This window comes from Campylobacter aviculae, from assembly GCF_005406215.1.
Taxonomy (GTDB): Bacteria; Campylobacterota; Campylobacteria; order Campylobacterales; family Campylobacteraceae; genus Campylobacter_D; species Campylobacter_D aviculae.
The window spans coordinates 1-17,391 of sequence record NZ_NXMA01000019.1; the positions used below are offsets into that span (position 1 = coordinate 1).

Here is a 17,391-nt window from a genome sequence, read left to right on the forward strand (position 1 = left end):
CTAAAGATACTCATATTTATTCCTTTGATTTTAGAATTGTTCTGCCTTCAAATCTAAATATCTTAATTAAATATAAGCAAGAAGTGTTCCGGTTTGGATAAGTGGAACAAGGAAATAGTTTAGTATCTGCTTTGAAATTCTCTCATGATATCCATTGCATACCTTCCCCAAGATGTAGAATAATTAGGGAAAATTGTTCCATAGGAACCCGTCAGAGGATTATAAGTTTGTAAATAATATTCTTTTTGATTATTTACAAAACGAAATGTAGCAATAACTTTTTTATAATTTTCCACTTGAAGTTCAGAATTAACAGGATTATAATTATTATTATAAACAAGATAAGCATAACTTCTAAGTCCTGCAGTATAATCATATTTACTTGCTCTAGAAAAATTAAAATACCACCCGCCCTTAACATCTTTCATCTCATTAAGACTAAGAACTTTAACACCTGCACTATTATCGCTGAGTGCACCATTACTAACTTTAGCTAAAAAATCATCCCCAAAGGCAGAGCTTGTTAATAAAGCACCTAAAGTTGCAATGCTTAATAACTTTTTAATCATGACTTCTCCTTTGTATTAAAGTGTATTTATTTTATCACAGTTGATTGTTTAAATCAAATTTTTAAAAATCCTATTTTATAGATATTTTAGTAATGTTCGTGGTGAATTTTAGTGCTTTAGGAGTTTTTTATTTTTTAATATAATTTAATATAATTGTGTAAATTGGTAATAGTTGATTTTAGAATACGCTAAAGCTATTTTAAAAGTTTTAGCATAACGACAAAATAAAATTAATATACTAGCGATTTAAATTAACTATTTGCTTTGAAAAAAAATTGTAAAAATTTATTTTTAATTAATATGGATTTATAATTTTAATGTATGATATTATTTATTGTTTTTATAATAATAAAACCAAAAAAAGTTTTTGATTATGTTTAAATTATTTTTTTTATTATTTTTTTTAAATTTTAATCTCTTGGCTAAAAATTTTTTAGATTTTGATCACAATAATACATTTAAAAAAGAACAAAATATAAGTCAGGAAAATTCTTTAAAACGCATTAAAATTCCTACTCATTAAAATGGAGAAAGAAATTATTTCATTAGCGCAACTAAAAGAAGGCTATCGCTACAATAGTGATTCATTAATCTTAGCTGATTTTATTTTAAATTGTGGGATTAAAAATGAATCATTAGATGTAGGATCAGGTTGTGGAATTTTGGGTATTTTATTTAAAACATTTAATAAAGATCTAAGATTGTCTGTAATTGATATCCAAGAAGAGAATATAAAACTGATAAGACAAAATTTAGATAAAAATCATATTGAGGCTGAAATTTTTTATGATGATTTTTTAAAATTTAGAACTGAAAAGAAATTTGATTTTATAGTTTCTAACCCACCTTTTTATAGACAGGATGCTTGCAAAAGTGAAAATATACACAAAAATATCAGTAAATTCCAATCTTATTTACCTTTAGATGAATTTATTTCTAAGGCAAATTCCATACTTAAACCAAGAGGTATTTTGTATTTTTGTTACGAAGCTTCAATGTTTGACCAAATTTGCGTGGCTTTAGAAAAGAAAAAGCTAAAAATGACTAAAATTTGTTTTGTGTATACCGATCAAAATGAGAAAGCAAGACTTGTATTAGTTCAGGCAAGAAAAAGTGTAAAATCTTCTTGCGAGATATTGCCTCCTTTTTTTGTTTATGAAAATGGAATTTTAAGTCAAAAAATGCAAACAATTCACTCTAGGTTTAGGTTGAAAAGCTATGATTTTTAAAAAAGATTTTTCTTATTGTTTTGATGAAAATGCTTGTCAAAATTGTGGTGGAAAATGTTGTATAGGAGATAGTGGTAATATTTTTGCGAGCAAAGAAGAACTTAAAAATTTAAGAGAATATTTGGGTTTGGATGAAAAAGATTTTGCTTCAAAATATCTTAAAAAAGTAGGTTTTAAGATGAGTTTTCAAGAAGTTAAATTTGAAGATGGTTATGCGTGTATCTTTTTTGATCCCATAAAAAGAAATTGCTCTATTTATGATTATCGTCCAATGCAATGTCGCACCTTTCCCTTTTGGGAATATTTTAAAACGCATCAAGAGGAAGTAAAAAAGGAATGTATAGGAATTATTTATTTATCTTAATAGCAACTCTTTTATTGAGTGCTTGCACTGGTTCAAAAACTATAGTTGTATATCCTGACTACAAAGAATTGAAAAGCAATAGTTTTGACTTGAGGGTGATGAAAGCTTATAATTACGAATATTTTAACCAATATAAAGAAGCTAGAGATGAATTTTTAAAACTCTTTAAAGATTATAATGATACGCATTTTTTAGAAAATGCATTTTTAATAACTTTGGTTAATGATTTAGATAAAAAAGAAGAAATTAACAATATAGTCAAATTTCATTTAAACGAAAATGATAATCTTAAACGTCTAAGTGCTCTTTATGAACTGAATTCTTATAGTGTTAAAAATGCCAAAAAATTAGCCCAAGAGCTTTTGAAGAAAGAAAATAATGATCCGAGAAATTTGGAGCTTTACGGTGATATTTTAATGCGCCAAAATGATTTAAAAAATGCTACAAAATATTATCGTATGGCGTATAGTCATTCTTCAAATGAAGAGACTTTATTAAAGCTTGTAAGTGCTTATGCTATTTTAAATGATACTACAAGTATTAAAAATTTGTTGGAAAATTCAAGAAAGGCAAATGGTTGTACTTTCAAAACTTGTATTTTACTTGCAAAAATTTACAACGACGAGAAAAATTTTAAAGCCTTGGGGGAAGTTTATTTACAACTTTATGATATCACAAAAAACAAAGATTTTGTTTTATCTTTGGTTGAATTGCTTAATTCACAAAACAAAACTACTCAAGCTTTACAAATTGCTTTGCAATACGATTTAGATGATGATGTTAAGTTGTATCTATATCAAAAATTGCAATATTTTGATAAGGCGCAAGAATTAAGTATGCAAATTTACAAACGCACTCACAATAAAGAATATCTTTTACGTGCAGCAGTTTTTGAATTTGAAAATGCGAGTTTAAAGAAAAAAATTACACTTAAAATCGTTCAATCTGTAAAAGAAAAATTTGAAAAAGCGATTGATGAAAATACTAATGATTTGTATTTAAATTATTATGGATATTTACTGATTGATTATGATTTGGATGTTAAAAAAGGGATTAAATTTGTAGAACTTGCTTTGAAAAAGGATCCACAGAATTTGTATTATTTGGATTCTTTGGCTTGGGGATATTATAAGCTTGGAGATTGTAAAAAAGCATGGGAAGTGTTGCAAAAAACTTTTCAAGACAAAGAATTTTCAAATTCAAATGAAAGTAAAGCTCATATTAAGGCCATTAAAGCATGTTTAAAGCCATAAGTTTAGATGAAGTTTATAAAAAGACAAAACAAGAATTAGAAAAACGAAAAAAGATTTTGCCCTATGATATGCTAGGTCGATCTTTAGCTTCAAATCCTTTTTTTCCTAAAGATGTGCATAAGGCTTTAAAAAGAATAGATCAAGAGATAAAATTGATCCCTCAAATCAAAGAGGATTTAGGTCAAAATTTATCCTTAGCTTTAGAGAGTGAAAAAAAAGGAGCGGCTGCTCTTTCTATATCTACTTGGCCGTATTTTAATGGGGTGCTTGAAAATTTAAGCATGATACGCCGTTATACTCAAATTCCTTTATTAAGGGAAGATTTTATTATCGATGAGTATCAAATTTTAGAAACCTTAGTTTATGGTGGAGATTTTATTTTATTGATTGCTAAAATGCTAAGCATCAAAGAGCTTAAAAAATTGCTTGAATTTGCAAGGCGCTTAGGGCTTGAAGCCTTGGTTGAAATTTGCGATAAAGAAGATTTGGGCAAGGCAATTTTAGCTGGAGCTGATCTTTTAAGTATTTGCAATGAGGATGAAAATTTTTCAAATTATGTGCAATTATGTGAAAAACTCATAGGTCAAATTCCAAATTCTAAAATCATTATTGCTAGTGTAAATGATGAAGAAAATTTACAATATTTACAAAAATTAGGCATCGATGCTTTTTTAATAAGCAATGCAAATCATTAAGGAAAATCAATGCAATACTTATACGCGCCTTGGAGAAGTGAATATTTTGAGAAAGAAAAGAGCAAGTGCCCTTTTTGTGATTGTGCTAATAAAATAGATGATGATGAAAAATTAGGCGTTATTTTTAGAGCTAAACATTGTTTTGCGGTGATGAATCGCTATCCTTATTCCGCGGGACATTTTATGATCATACCTTATTTACATGAAGAGCATATAGAAAATTTGGATGAGGCGATTTGGCAAGAAATGAGTTATTGGGTGCGAGAAGGTGTTAAAATTTTAAAAAATGAACTTCACGCAAGTGGTGTTAATATCGGGATGAATTTAAGTAAAGATGCGGGAGCAGGCATTGCGATGCATTGTCATTACCATTTGGTGCCTCGTTGGTTTGGAGATACTAATTTTATTACAACTATAGGAGAAACTAGGGTTTGTGGCACAGATTTAAAAGATGTGTATTATAAATTAGTTAATGCTTTTAACAATGTTAAGTGAATTAGAATTTGAAAATTTCAATCAAGAAAAATTTGATCTTTTAATCGATGCAAGAAGTCCAAAAGAATTTACCCACTCTCATCTTCAAGGAGCTTTAAATTTTTATGCTTTAAACGATGATGAGCATAAAAAAATAGGGACACTTTATAAACAAAATCAGGCCTTAGCCAAAGCAGAGGGTGCAAGTTGTATTTGTGCTAATATGGCTTCTCATATTCCTGTGATCACTCAAAAATTTCGCATAGGATCTAAAGTTGGAATTTATTGCGCTAGAGGTGGGTTGCGTTCTAAATCTATAGCGGTTATTTTAAGCGAATTAGGCTATAGAGTAGTGCGTTTAAAAGGAGGTTTTAAAGCTTATAGAGCTTTTTTACTGAATTTTTTTGATCAATCTTTAAATTTGAAATTATTTTCGCTTTGTGGAAATACTGGATGTGGAAAAAGCGAGCTTTTAGAATCTTTGCCACATGCCATTCATTTAGAAAAAATGGCAAATCATTTAGGATCTTCTTTTGGAAATATTTTGGGCGATCAACCTACTCAAAAAGCTTTTGAATCCTTGCTTTTTGGTGAGATTAGCAAGATTAATGATTTTGCTTTTATTGAAAGTGAAAGTCGTAAAATCGGAGAAATAATCTTACCTTTAAAGCTTTATGAGAGTATGCAAAATGCTTTTAAAATTTATTGTTTTTGCTCTTTAGAAAATCGCATTAAAAGAATTGAAAAATTTTATAAAAACAAAATGACTCCTTTAAAATTTAAAGAATGTGTTGCAAAAATCACTCCTTATATCAGTGCCAATTTCAAACAAGATTTATTGCAAAATTATGAAAAAAAAGAGTGGAGAAAAGTTATAGCAATGCTTTTAGAATATTATGATAAAACCTATAAACAACCGCAAAAAATGGATTTTAAAGTTAATACCGATGATATTTCAAAAGCTAAAGAAGAGCTTTTGAATTTTTTAAAAACTAAGCATAAGATTAATTTTTAAGAGATTTTAAAATAAAGTCAATAAATTCATCACTATCGTTTGGACAAGAAATTAATGCATAATCTTGTGCAGCTAAATGTCTGTATTCCATACCTAATTCAAAGATAGTTTCAGAGCAATCAATGCAAAAAGATATAGGATAAATCAAGGCCTTATTTTTAAGTTTTGCTAAAATATCACTTGTGCTAGGTTCTAGCCATTTTACAGGGCCTAACTTAGACTGATAAGAAAGAATGATTTCTTCAAAATGATTTTTCAGCTTTTCTTTTAAAATTTGAATATGCTCATTAATGTGCTTTTCATACAAATCTCCTTTTTGTATAAGAGAAATTGGCAAAGAATGGGCTGAAAAAATAAGAGTTTTGGCATCAAATTGATTTTTTTTATCTAAGATATGAGAGACAATCATTTGATTATAATTTGCATCTTTATAAAAAATATCCATTATTTTAATCTTGCTTGTGATGTTTAATTTTTTAATTTCTCTTTGCAAAACTTCAAGTGAAGAAGTTACCGTGGTACAAGAGTGGTGAGGGTAGAGTGGATAAAGGATGATTTCATCTTTTGAATTTAAGGAATATTTTTTTAAAACTTCATTGGCATAAGGTGGGACGTATAAATTGACAAAATCAAAATTAAATTCATTTTGTAAGGAGTTGAGTTTGTGACATAAATTTTGCGTAATTTCGTTTAAAGGAGATTTTCCGCCCATTTTAATATAATTTTTTTGCATGGTTTTGGTGCGTGATAAGGTTATCATCCAAGCCACAAATTTTCTTAAAAATTTATTTTCAATCCCTAAAATATAAGGATCGTTAAACATATTTTTTAAAAAGGTTTTACAATCTTCTAAATGAGTGGCTCCGCCCATATTTAAAAATAAAACCAATTTCAATTTTCTTCCTCTAAGATTTTTTGGACTTCATAAGCATCATCAATATTTGCTAAGAAATGTTCTTTATTGTTGATTAAATTCAGCAAAGCTTGATGCTCGTTAAATAAAGGAGAACTTTTTTCTACTTGAATCTCTTTACCGTCTTTAAGCAATTTAAAATCAGCCAAATTAGCCTCAAAAAAATGTTTTTCTGTTATAAGATGAATTTTTCTAAGTTTTAAAGAACAATTCCAACTTTGATGTAAAGAAGCTATAATCCCTTCAAGCTCACAAGCTAAGATGCTTTCGCTTTCTCTATTTTCATCTTGAGTAAAACGTTTGATAATCTTAGCTTTCGTGATATTTTTTTGGCTTAAAAAGCGAATCAAATCAAGATCATGCACAGCTAAATCATGTAAAATTCCAACATCGTTAATTCTTTGTGGATAAGGTGAAAATCTTTGTATGTTTATACTGATAATTTTTTCATCCTTTAGATTTTGTTTTAAGGCTAAAACGGCAGGATTGAAGCGTTCGCAAAAGCCCACAGCTATTTTTTTATTTTGCGCTATTTGTTTCAATTCTTCAATTTGTGCTAAGTTTAAAGCCAAAGGTTTTTCTATAAGTAGTGCTTTTGCAGAGTTTAAAACTTTTTTTGCAATGTCTAAATGTGAATTAGTAGGCGTTGCGATAATGATAATATCATTATTTTGCTTTATAAATTCATCTAAATTATTGAAAAAAATATTATCAAATTGTCTTAAATTTGAATTTTGATAAAGATCAAGTAAGGCATTGATTTTAAAATGAGGATTTTTAGCAAGCTCATTAAGATGGTTTTGTCCCATTTTGCCAAGACCTATTATACCGATTTTCATTTTTTAATCCCTGAAAAGATCAATAACTTGCTCTTGCTCTTTTTCTTCTAAAAAAGCTGAAAAAGGCAAAGATAAAATGTGCTCGCTCGCATAGCTTGAATTTTTAATTTCCAAATGATTTGCCTCTTTAAAGCAAGGTTGTTTATGAAGTGGGGTTGGATAGTGAATGGCATAAGGTATGTTAGCTTTTTCAAATTTTTGCAAAATATTTGTTCTATTTTCCACTAAAATACTATATTGTGCATAAACGCTTTTAGCGTTGCTATCGATTTTTGGAATCACGCAGTTTTTTAAATTTTCATTATAAATTTTGGCTAGAATTTGTCTTTTTGCAATTTCTTGTTCAAGGTATTTTAATTTTACATTTAAAATAGCTGCTTGAAGCGTATCAAGGCGTGCGTTTATACCTATAAATTCATGCTTATAACGCTCGGTTTGTCCGTGATTGAGTAAAATTCTTATTTTTTGTGCTAAGGCATCATCGTGGCAAAAAATAGCCCCTCCATCCCCATAAGCACCTAAAGGCTTAGATGGAAAAAAGCTGGTACAAGAAATAGGTGCAATAGAGCAAGATTTTTCTCCTTTAAAACTCGCACCAAAACTTTGCGCTCCATCTTCGATAAGAGTAATATTTTTATTTTTTAGCATTTCATTTAAATTTTTTAAATCACTCATTTGTCCAAACATACTTACAGCAATAACTGCCTTTGTTCTAGGCGTGATGGCTTGTTCCACTGCTTTAAAATCAAGATTGTAATTATCAAGGTTGATATCCACAAAAACAGGTTTTGCACCTACTAATGCTACCGCTTCAGCTGTTGCAATGAAGGTAAAATCAGGAACAATCACTTCATCATTTTCTTTAATGTCTAAAGCCCTTAAGGCCAAATATAAAGCACTAGTTCCGCTTGAACATCCTATAGCGTGTTTAATGCCTACAAAATTGGCTAAATTCTTTTCAAATTCGTTCAGTTTTAAACCCCCTATAAAAGAAGAGCTTTGTAAAACGCTTTTAATTTCAGCGTCAATTTCATCTTTATAGGCTAAATATTGTGCATTGAGATTAATGAAATTCATATATACCTTTTTTGCATTATTAAGAGTTTTTAAAATATTTATTGTAGTTTAGTTTTACTTAATTTAAAGTAATTTTGGTATCATATAGTTTTATAAAAATTTTAGGAAGTTTTATGGATATTAGAAAAGCTTATTTAGATTTTTTTGCTTCCAAAGGACATGAAATTACTCCTTCAAGCCCTTTAGTTCCTGATGATGCGACTTTGCTTTTTACCAATGCAGGTATGGTGCCGTTTAAAAGTATTTTTACCGGAGAAATTCCGCGTCCAAATCCTCCAAGAAAAACAAGCTGTCAAACTTGTATTAGAGCGGGCGGAAAACATAATGATTTGGATAATGTTGGCTATACAGCACGTCACCATACTTTTTTTGAAATGCTTGGGAATTTCAGTTTTGGAGATTATTTTAAAGAACAAGCGATTTCTTATGCTTGGGAATTTGTCACTCAAATTTTAAAACTTCCTAAAGATAGACTTTATGTAACCGTTCATCAAGACGATAATGAAGCTTTTGAAATTTGGCAAAAGCATATAGAAAAAGAAAGAATTTATAAATTTGGAGATAAGGATAATTTTTGGCAAATGGGCGATACAGGCCCTTGCGGTCCTTGCAGTGAAATTTTTTATGATCAAGGTGCTGAACATTTTAATAGCGCTGAAGATTATATGGGTGGGGATGGAGATAGATTTTTAGAGATTTGGAACCTTGTTTTTATGCAGTATGAAAGAAGTGCTGATGGAACTTTAAGTCCTTTACCAAAGCCAAGTATTGATACAGGAATGGGTCTTGAAAGAGTTATGGCGATCAAAGAAGGGAAATTCAGTAATTTTGATAGCTCTTTATTTATGCCAATTATTGATGAAATTTCTAAGCTTTGCGGAAAAGAATATATATACGAAAGTGGCGCAAGTTTTAGAGTGATCGCTGATCATATACGTTCTAGTGTATTTTTGCTTGCACAAGGGACAAATTTTGATAAAGAGGGCAGAGGCTATGTTTTAAGACGAATTTTGCGTCGCGCTCTAAGACATGGTTATTTGTTGGGATTTAAAAAGCCTTTTATGTATAAATTAGTTGATATAGTTTGCCATTTAATGGGAGATCATTACACTTATTTAAATGAAAAAAAAGAATTTGTTAAAGAACAAATTCGACTTGAAGAAGAAAGATTTTTAAGCACTATAGAAAATGGAATTGAAATCTTTAACGAAGAGCTTAAAAACACTCAAGAAATTTTCAGCGGAGAAGTTGCTTTTAAACTTTACGATACTTATGGTTTTCCGCTTGATCTAACTCAAGATATGCTTAGAGAAAAAAATCTTAAAGTGGATGAGGAAAAATTTGAAGCTTTAATGCAAGAACAAAAAGAGCGTGCCAAGGCTTCTTGGAAAGGAAGTGGAAGTAAAAATGCAAGCGGTGATTTTAAGATTTTGCTTGAAAAATTTGGAGAAAATGAATTTGTTGGTTATGAAAAAATAGAATGCGAAACTAAAATTCTTGCTCTTTTGGATGAAAATTTTAAAGAAATTTCATCCCTTCGGGGTAAAGGTTGGGCGATGCTTGAAAAAACGCCTTTTTATGCAACGAGCGGTGGACAAAGTGCCGATGTGGGATTTTTAGATGATTGTGAAGTTTTAGACACTCAAAAATTCTTTGGACTTAATCTTAGTTTTGTAAATGCTAATAAAGAATTAAAAATCAATGATAATATAAAAGCAAAGATTGATTTTGAAAAAAGAGAGCAGATTGCACGTCATCACTCAGCAACCCATCTTTTACATCATGCTTTAAGAGAAATTTTAGGCAGTCATGTTTCTCAAGCAGGTTCTTTGGTGGAATTTAATAAATTAAGATTTGATTTTACCCATCCTAAAGCCTTAAGTAAAAAAGAGCTAGAATGCATTGAAAAAAGAGTCAATGAAATGATTATACTTTCAAGCGATGCAGTGCTTGAAAGTATGTCTTTAGATGAAGCAAAAAAGAGCGGAGCTATAGCTTTGTTTAATGAAAAATATCAAGATAATGTTCGCGTATTAACTTTAGGAGAAAGTAAAGAGCTTTGTGGTGGAACTCATGTTTTAAATACAGCACAGATTGGTAGTTTTTATATCGTTAAAGAAAGTGGCGTGAGTGCAGGCATAAGACGCATAGAAGCGGTTGTATCTAAAGCGGCTTTAAAATTTGTAAAAAATCAGCTTGATGAAATGGCTAAAATCAAAGAAGAATTAAAAAATAATGATGTTTTAAATGGGATAAAAAAACTTAAAAATGAAATTATTATCTTAAAAGAAGAATTAAGAAATTCAAATAAAACAGAATTAAAATCAAAAAATATTAATGGGATACAAATTTGCGTTGAAAGTATCCAAAACGGTGATATTAAAGCTATGATTGATGATTTTAAAAATAAATTTAGTAAAGCTGTGATTTTACTTGCTCAAGTAAAAGAGGGTAAAGTTCTTCTTGCCGCTGGAGTAAAAGACGCTCCTTTAAAAGCTGGAGTTTTGGTTAAAGAAGCGGCGCAAATTTTAGGTGGAAATGGTGGTGGAAGAGATGATTTTGCTACAGCAGGAGGTAAAGATATAACTAAACTCGATGAAGCTTTAAAGCAAAGCTTGGATCATATAGAAAAAGCAATTCAATGTTAATTCTCGCATCAAGTTCTTCTTCGAGGGCAAAATTGCTTCAAGAAGAAAATATTGAATTTAAGCAAATTACTTTTGATTATGATGAAAATTTAAATAAAAATATTTTAGCAAGTTTATATGTTCAAAATGTCGTTCTTCAAAAGGAAAAACAATTTCTTGCTGCTTTTGAAAAAGATTTTTTAAACGAAACTGTGCTTTTTGCTGATAGTATTGTTTGCATAGGAGATAAAATTTTAACCAAAGCAAAGGATAAAAATGAAGCTTATGAAATGCTCGCTTTACAAGATGGTAAAAGTGCAAGTATTTTGAGTGCTTTTTTATTGGTTAATACTCAAAAAAGAGTTTTTTCTCTTTCTAAAACAACGCTCTATTTTAGAGAATTTGATAAAAATGCCTTAAAAGATTATGTAGAAAATAATCTTTTTCAAGGCAAGGCGGGTTGCATTATGCATGAAGGTTTTCATGGGCAATTTATAAAAAAACAAATAGGAAATTCAAGTACAGCTTTAGGGCTTGATACCCAAACTTTAAAGGCTTATTTATGAAAATTTTAAGATATATTTTTTCATTTTTTAGTTTATTATTGATCGCAGGTGCTATTTATATTGGATATCTTTTTACAAGTATGGATACTCAAGATTATATTTTTAAAGAATATAAACCACCTCTTACAACACAAATTTTTGATCGAAATGGAAAATTAGTAGCCAATATTTTTGAACAGCATCGCTTTTACGCAAAATACGATGAATTGCCTCCACGCCTTATTGAAGCTTTAGTAGCAATTGAGGACACGAGTTTTTTTGAACACAACGGAGTAAATATTGATGCTATTTTTAGAGCAGGATTAAAGGTAATAAAAAATGCTGGAAAACCAGTAGAAGGAGCTTCTACTCTTACTCAGCAATTTATAAAAAATACCGAATTAACCCCAGAAAAAACTATCACTCGAAAGATTAGAGAAGCCTTGCTTGCTTATAAAATTGAAACCTTGCTAACCAAAGAGCAAATTTTAGAAAGATATCTAAATTTCATTTTTTTTGGACATGGGTATTATGGCATTAAAACTGCTGCACAAGGATATTTTCATAAAAATCTAAACGAGTTAAGCCTTAAAGAAATTTCTATGCTAGTAGGAATACCTAAAGCTCCAAGCAGCTATGATCCTACAAAACATCTTGATCTTTCTATTGCACGTGCGAATAATGTTTTATCAAGAATGTATAGCTTAGGTTGGATTTCAAAAAGTGATTACGATAGTGCTATTAAAGAAGTTCCTAAAGTTTATAATGACACTTTAACACAAAATGCAGCTCCTTATGTTGTAGATGAGGTAATAAAACAGCTTGATTCTAGTATTAAAGATTTAAAAACAGGGGGATATAAAATTAATCTAAATATTGATTTAGATGTTCAAGAGATGGCGCAAAATGCTTTAAAATTTGGCTATGATGAAATAATCAAGCGCGATAAGGATGCGAATTTAAGTACTTTAAATGGTGCTATGGTTGTTGTTAATCATCAAAGTGGTGATGTTTTGGCACTTGTTGGTGGGGTGGATTATGAAAAAAGCAATTATAATCGTGCCACTCAAAGTATGCGTCAACCAGGAAGTTCTTTTAAGCCTTTTGTGTATCAAACAGCTATTAATTTAGGCTATTCTCCTATGAGTGAAATTGCGGATATTTCTAGAATTTTTGAAGGTGGTGATAAGATTTGGAAGCCTAAAAATGATGGAGGAAAATTTTTGGGTTTGATCACTTTAAAAGAAGCTTTAACGCGTTCAAGAAATCTTGCCACCATTAATCTCGCACTCGATATGGGGCTTGATGTGCTTTATTCTAAACTTATGGAATTTGGATTTAAGGATATTCCTCCTAATTTATCTATAGTTTTAGGAAGTTTTGGAATTTCTCCTTTGGAGTATTCTAAATTTTATACTATGTTTGGAAATTATGGAACGATTAAAGAGCCGCAAATCATAAAAGAAGTTCAAGATAAAAATGGTAAAGTTATTATGCATTTTGAATCAAGTGAGCATAAGGTAAGTGAACCAGAACAAGGTTTTTTAGTGCTTGATATGATGAAAAATGTCGTTGATTATGGTACAGGACGCAATGCTAAAGTTGCTGGTATAGATATAGCCGGAAAAACAGGAACAACCAATAAAAATGTCGATGCTTGGTTTTGTGGGATTACTCCAGAAATTGAAGCGTTGATTTGGTATGGAAATGATAACAATAAACCTATGCGCTACACTGAAGGTGGTGCTAGAACTGCAGCACCAGTATTTAGAGAATTTTTAACTCAGTATATAGAAAAATTTCCAAATACAACGAGAAAATTCAGTATCCCAAATGGTGTGTATCGTGGAACTTATAAAGGAAAAAGTGCTTATTATACCACTAAATCACCTTTACCAAGAAAGAATATAAATTTTAATGAAAGTGAAATTTTGTTTTAAAACTAAAATAAATTGAAGTAAGATTGAAATATAATAAAAATTAAATTGGATTATAAAACCAATTTAATTTAAAAATTTTTAAAAGTAAAAGTATATATTTTTAAAAAAATAAAAATTGCTTATTAATTTCTTACTTTTTTAAATCTTTCGCTAAATTCTAGTTTTTCGACAATCTCTATTTTGGTGGGAATTTTATAATTTGCTAATTTATCTTTACAAAATAATCTAATTTCTTTTTTGAGTTCTAAAGAATTTAATATTTTTCCTTGTTCTAGAGCTATCTTAGCACACACGCTTTGTCCGGTAATAGGATTTTTTTGAGAATATACTAAACAATCTTGAATAAAAGGAATTTGTAAAATTATTCCTTCGACTTCTTGAGGCAAAACTTTTTCTCCGCCAACATTGATTATTTCTTTGTTTCTGCCTATGATCTTTATATATTCTTCGCCATTTTCATGAATAACTTCAACTAAATCTCCAGTTGCAAAATATCCCTCGTTATCAAAAGCAGAATTGTCAGCGTTTAAATATCCTAAACTTTGAGTATTACTCTTTATGAAAAGCTCATTGTTGATAATTTTATAATCAACATTTTCAAGTTTAATAAAATCTTTATAACTTTTTGTTTGCGCAATACCTATTTCGCTTGTGCCAAATGTTTGAAGAAATTTAACTTTAGGAAATACTGTTTTTAATTTTTCCAATAAAGCCTCAGGCATCTTTTCAGTTCCATAAGTAATTAACCTTAAAGAGCTTAAATCGTATTGTTCAACCGCATTAGAAATTAAGAATAAATTGAGCAAAGACGGAGAAGCTGGCAGCAGCGATATTTTATATTTTTCTATACTTTTTGCCAATAAATCAACATTTTTTCTATCTTTTATTGCTATACCACAAGCATTCATACTCAAACAATTTAATAAGGTATTTAATCCACCAATATGATCAAACATTAGAAAAAGAAGCATATTGATATGTTTGTATTTTTTATCAATATAAGAATTAAGTATTTTTTGTAAATCATGTACAATTACTTTTGGTTTTCCAGTGCTGCCACTTGAAAATAAAATTAACCCCGCTTTATTTTGACTTGTCAGTTTTTTAATAATTTCATGCTGGGTTAAATTATCTTGTTGATCATTGAAACTAATTTGTCCATCTTTAAATAAGATATCGCAATTAATTTCTTTTAATTTATTATCAATTTCTTTTTCATCAATCAAGGGAATGGCGATTTTGTTTAATTCTATGCAAGCTAAAAATAAAGCCACGCTATCACAATCATAGTCACCTATAATTGCAACTAATTTACTATTGGTTTTGCTTTTTAAAATTTCAATTTTGTTAAGGGTATTTTCGCGTAATTGCTTGTAAGTATAATGTTTATTTTCATAAATTAAGGCATGATGATCTTGAAATTTTAGTTTAAATATCTTTTTTAAAAAATCATTGCTAAATTCAGCCATTAATGCCACCTAAGTAAAGAATTTGTCCTGTTATAAAATCACTCTTTTCATCTATAAAAAAATCAACAACATTAATCACATCTTTAACTTCACCAAATCTTTTTATAGCTTGTTTATTTAATAAATCATCAATTTTATTTTTAGGAACATTTTTTATAAGATCCGTTGGAACTGGAGTAGGGCCTATAGCATTGCAAGTGATGCCAAAAGGACTTAATTCTTTAGCGCAAATTTGAGTAAGACTACAAATAGCTGCTTTTGAAGCTGCATATATAGCCTCGCCTTCTAATCTTAAAGGGGTGGCTACTGTAGAAAAATTGATAATTCTATAAGGCATAGAAGTATTTTCTTTTTTGTAAGTTTGACTCATAATTTTAGCCACTTCTCTTATAAACAAAAAACTACCAAAAAAGTTAGTGTTAAAAATATTTTCTACACTTTTATTAGGCGTTGTTAATAGGTGATTCATCGAGGCTATACCTGCGTTATTGATCAATATGTCTATTTTTTTAAATTCTTTTTTGATATTTCTGATCATATTAACAACTGACATTTCATCGCTAACATCTAATTCAAAATGTCTATAGTTTGGATGGTTTATGCTAGCCTTGCCTCTTGAACACCCGCAAACAATATGATTTTTTTCTAAATAATACTCACTAAGTTCTTTACCTATGCCTTTTCTGGTTCCAGTTATAACGATAATTTTTTGCATCTTATTCTTCAATTTTTTGTACAATATATTCTGCTAAAGAATTAACATCTTTAAATGGAGAATTTCTGGAACTCATCATTTTTTCATCTGCTAAAATTATGTCTTTGCCAAATTTTTCACTTAATAAAGCTTCCAAATCGGAAACCAAGCTAACTAAAGCTAATGAATCCAAGCATCCGCCAAGTCCATTATAAAGCTTTGTATCTTCTTTGCAATTTTTTAGCTCTTCAATTTCATAATCATCAGCAGATGATTTTAATAACTGTATAATTAAATTTCGTATTTCATTAAGCATTTTAAACCTTTATAAAATATATTTCATTGACTTTTAGATCTAAATTATACTAAAATAAAACTGATATTATTCTTTGAAATTATAGATTAAGAGTAATAAGGAGATTTATGCACGCAAAACCTTATATTATTATCATGGGTGCTAGTAATTCATGTTTACCCGGGGGATTAAGAGCAGGTCTTAGTCAAGATCATGTTATATATGATAATTTATCCATAGGTGGTTCAATTGCTTCAAGTAAAATTTATACCATATTAAAACATAAAGAAAAGATAAAAAAAGCTGATTTAATAATTTTGGAATGTAATTTGGCAGATGTTGACAGAGTTATATATAAAGATATAAATTTAAATGAATGCATTAGAAATACTTGTTGGCTATATGAAGAACTATATAAATTAAATAAAAAAGTTTTAAATTTATTATTGGTTAATTCAAAGAAAAACCAAGTCGAGGTATATATTAGAAATATTCATAAATACTTGTGTAATAAATATGGTTTTAATAGTATTGATATGCATGATTATTACGAAAGTAAAGAAATTTTAGATTTTTATATTTCTCATCCAGATCCTGTGCATCAAATTCATACCATTATGTATAATCTCGGTAAAAATATTGTTGATCATTTAGAATATTTTAAGATACCTAAAAAAAATATAAAATTAACCAATCCCAAATTTTATTTTCTAACTCCTTTAGAGTTGCATCCCAATAAAAAATTAAAATATATATTACGAAAGCACATTATATTTCAAGAGTGTGAAGTTTACAGAGTTGAAAAAGATATTCAATTGAAATTTCCTAATTATTTTTACAACTGTATATTAATAGGAATTCATACTTATATTGAAGATTTAACAATAAGAAATTGGATGAGAAAAAGACAGAGTTATGGTAGCTTAGTTATATCAAATAAAAATAAAACGATTGTAAAATCAGCTGCGTGTTTTAACACTTTTTTAGATATTAAAGAAGAATTTATCATTGACGAATTCTCTCACATTAGGTTTAATAATGAAAATTTACCCATATCTGAAAATTCGTTTATGGTTGCTTTTGAAGACAACAAATCAAGTACTTTGGATCATGTAGATATTTCAGCATTTCTTCTAGCTGATCAAAATGGAAAATTTGATTTTAGCAAAGAAATTGCTTTCGTAAAAAATAATGATATTTTCGTAGATGAAGAATATGATTTTAGTTATTTAGTTCCTCCTGTTGAAGATTATAAATCTGCTATCGAGGAATATAATTTTAGAATGGATCCTATAAAACTAGCCCCTCTACAAAACCAAATCAATACTTTAAATACTCAAATAACCAATTTAACCAATGAAAAACAAAAAATACTGGTTGAAAAAAACAATCT

Annotated in this window: 17 protein-coding genes; 10 read left to right on the forward strand and 7 right to left on the reverse strand. The window is 29.1% G+C overall.

The features are described 5' to 3' along the window. Positions 1 to 119: 119 nt before the first annotated feature. Positions 120 to 569 (reverse strand): hypothetical protein, encoded by a 450-nt coding sequence (locus tag CQA76_RS08145; RefSeq protein WP_137622899.1) that lies wholly within the window; start codon positions 567 to 569, stop codon positions 120 to 122. 524 nt (positions 570 to 1,093) lie between these two features. On the opposite strand from CQA76_RS08145, the gene CQA76_RS08150 reads away from it, so the two are divergent. The 6 genes from CQA76_RS08150 to mnmH are packed head-to-tail and all read left to right on the forward strand — an operon-like array spanning position 1,094 to position 5,599. Then, the gene (locus CQA76_RS08150; RefSeq protein WP_137622900.1) at positions 1,094 to 1,798 is read left to right on the forward strand and encodes a tRNA1(Val) (adenine(37)-N6)-methyltransferase; all 705 of its coding nucleotides are present in this window, start codon (positions 1,094 to 1,096) and stop codon (positions 1,796 to 1,798) included. Next, complete coding sequence (locus CQA76_RS08155) at positions 1,788 to 2,162, forward strand: YkgJ family cysteine cluster protein (RefSeq protein WP_137622901.1); 375 nt, start codon at positions 1,788 to 1,790, stop codon at positions 2,160 to 2,162. The genes CQA76_RS08150 and CQA76_RS08155 overlap by 11 nt, the downstream gene beginning before the upstream one ends. Continuing rightward, the gene (locus tag CQA76_RS08160; protein ID WP_137622902.1) at positions 2,135 to 3,415 is read left to right on the forward strand and encodes a tetratricopeptide repeat protein; all 1,281 of its coding nucleotides are present in this window, start codon (positions 2,135 to 2,137) and stop codon (positions 3,413 to 3,415) included. Before CQA76_RS08155 ends, CQA76_RS08160 begins: the two co-directional genes overlap by 28 nt. Then, positions 3,400 to 4,110 (forward strand): indole-3-glycerol phosphate synthase TrpC, encoded by a 711-nt coding sequence (locus tag CQA76_RS08165; RefSeq protein WP_408608985.1) that lies wholly within the window; start codon positions 3,400 to 3,402, stop codon positions 4,108 to 4,110. The genes CQA76_RS08160 and CQA76_RS08165 overlap by 16 nt, the downstream gene beginning before the upstream one ends. 9 nt (positions 4,111 to 4,119) lie before the next feature. After that, complete coding sequence (locus CQA76_RS08170; protein WP_137622903.1) at positions 4,120 to 4,605, forward strand: HIT family protein; 486 nt, start codon at positions 4,120 to 4,122, stop codon at positions 4,603 to 4,605. Next, entirely contained in the window at positions 4,595 to 5,599 is a 1,005-nt protein-coding gene (mnmH, locus tag CQA76_RS08175) for a tRNA 2-selenouridine(34) synthase MnmH (protein WP_137622904.1), read from the forward strand. Before CQA76_RS08170 ends, mnmH begins: the two co-directional genes overlap by 11 nt. On the opposite strand, the gene hemH is transcribed toward mnmH, so the two are convergent. Genes hemH through CQA76_RS08190 form a run of 3 tightly spaced genes read right to left on the reverse strand, consistent with a single transcriptional unit; the run spans position 5,589 to position 8,428 of the window. Continuing rightward, positions 5,589 to 6,494, reverse strand: a complete 906-nt coding sequence (gene hemH / locus CQA76_RS08180; RefSeq protein WP_137622905.1) for a ferrochelatase — start codon at positions 6,492 to 6,494, stop codon at positions 5,589 to 5,591. The genes mnmH and hemH overlap by 11 nt on opposite strands. Then, complete coding sequence (locus CQA76_RS08185) at positions 6,491 to 7,351, reverse strand: Gfo/Idh/MocA family protein (protein ID WP_137622906.1); 861 nt, start codon at positions 7,349 to 7,351, stop codon at positions 6,491 to 6,493. The genes hemH and CQA76_RS08185 overlap by 4 nt, the downstream gene beginning before the upstream one ends. A 3-nt stretch (positions 7,352 to 7,354) precedes the next feature. Continuing rightward, positions 7,355 to 8,428: a DegT/DnrJ/EryC1/StrS family aminotransferase gene (locus CQA76_RS08190; protein ID WP_137622907.1), complete on the reverse strand. Its 1,074-nt coding sequence runs from the start codon at positions 8,426 to 8,428 to the stop codon at positions 7,355 to 7,357. Positions 8,429 to 8,541: 113 nt separating this feature from the next. Here CQA76_RS08190 and alaS point away from each other — a divergent pair, with 113 nt between their 5' ends. From alaS to CQA76_RS08205, 3 genes are read left to right on the forward strand one after another with little or no spacing between them, the layout of a single operon-like run. After that, positions 8,542 to 11,076: an alanine--tRNA ligase gene (gene alaS, locus CQA76_RS08195; RefSeq protein ID WP_137622908.1), complete on the forward strand. Its 2,535-nt coding sequence runs from the start codon at positions 8,542 to 8,544 to the stop codon at positions 11,074 to 11,076. Then, entirely contained in the window at positions 11,070 to 11,621 is a 552-nt protein-coding gene (gene maf / locus CQA76_RS08200) for a septum formation inhibitor Maf (protein WP_137622909.1), read from the forward strand. Before alaS ends, maf begins: the two co-directional genes overlap by 7 nt. Continuing rightward, entirely contained in the window at positions 11,618 to 13,540 is a 1,923-nt protein-coding gene (locus CQA76_RS08205; RefSeq protein ID WP_137622910.1) for a penicillin-binding protein 1A, read from the forward strand. Before maf ends, CQA76_RS08205 begins: the two co-directional genes overlap by 4 nt. Before the next feature lie 122 nt (positions 13,541 to 13,662). Here the strand turns inward: CQA76_RS08205 and CQA76_RS08210 are convergent, their stop codons facing one another. Genes CQA76_RS08210 through CQA76_RS08220 form a run of 3 tightly spaced genes read right to left on the reverse strand, consistent with a single transcriptional unit; the run spans position 13,663 to position 16,019 of the window. After that, complete coding sequence (locus CQA76_RS08210) at positions 13,663 to 15,009, reverse strand: ANL family adenylate-forming protein (protein ID WP_137622911.1); 1,347 nt, start codon at positions 15,007 to 15,009, stop codon at positions 13,663 to 13,665. Continuing rightward, positions 15,002 to 15,724 carry an SDR family oxidoreductase gene (locus CQA76_RS08215; protein WP_137622912.1) on the reverse strand — a complete coding sequence of 241 codons (723 nt, stop codon included), beginning with the start codon at positions 15,722 to 15,724 and terminating at the stop codon, positions 15,002 to 15,004. The genes CQA76_RS08210 and CQA76_RS08215 overlap by 8 nt, the downstream gene beginning before the upstream one ends. A 1-nt stretch (position 15,725) precedes the next feature. After that, positions 15,726 to 16,019, reverse strand: coding sequence for a hypothetical protein (locus CQA76_RS08220; RefSeq protein ID WP_137622913.1), 294 nt, complete (start codon positions 16,017 to 16,019; stop codon positions 15,726 to 15,728). Positions 16,020 to 16,126: 107 nt separating this feature from the next. On the opposite strand from CQA76_RS08220, the gene CQA76_RS08225 reads away from it, so the two are divergent. After that, positions 16,127 to 17,391: hypothetical protein (locus CQA76_RS08225; RefSeq protein ID WP_137622914.1), on the forward strand; the 1,265-nt coding region annotated here is incomplete at its 3' end.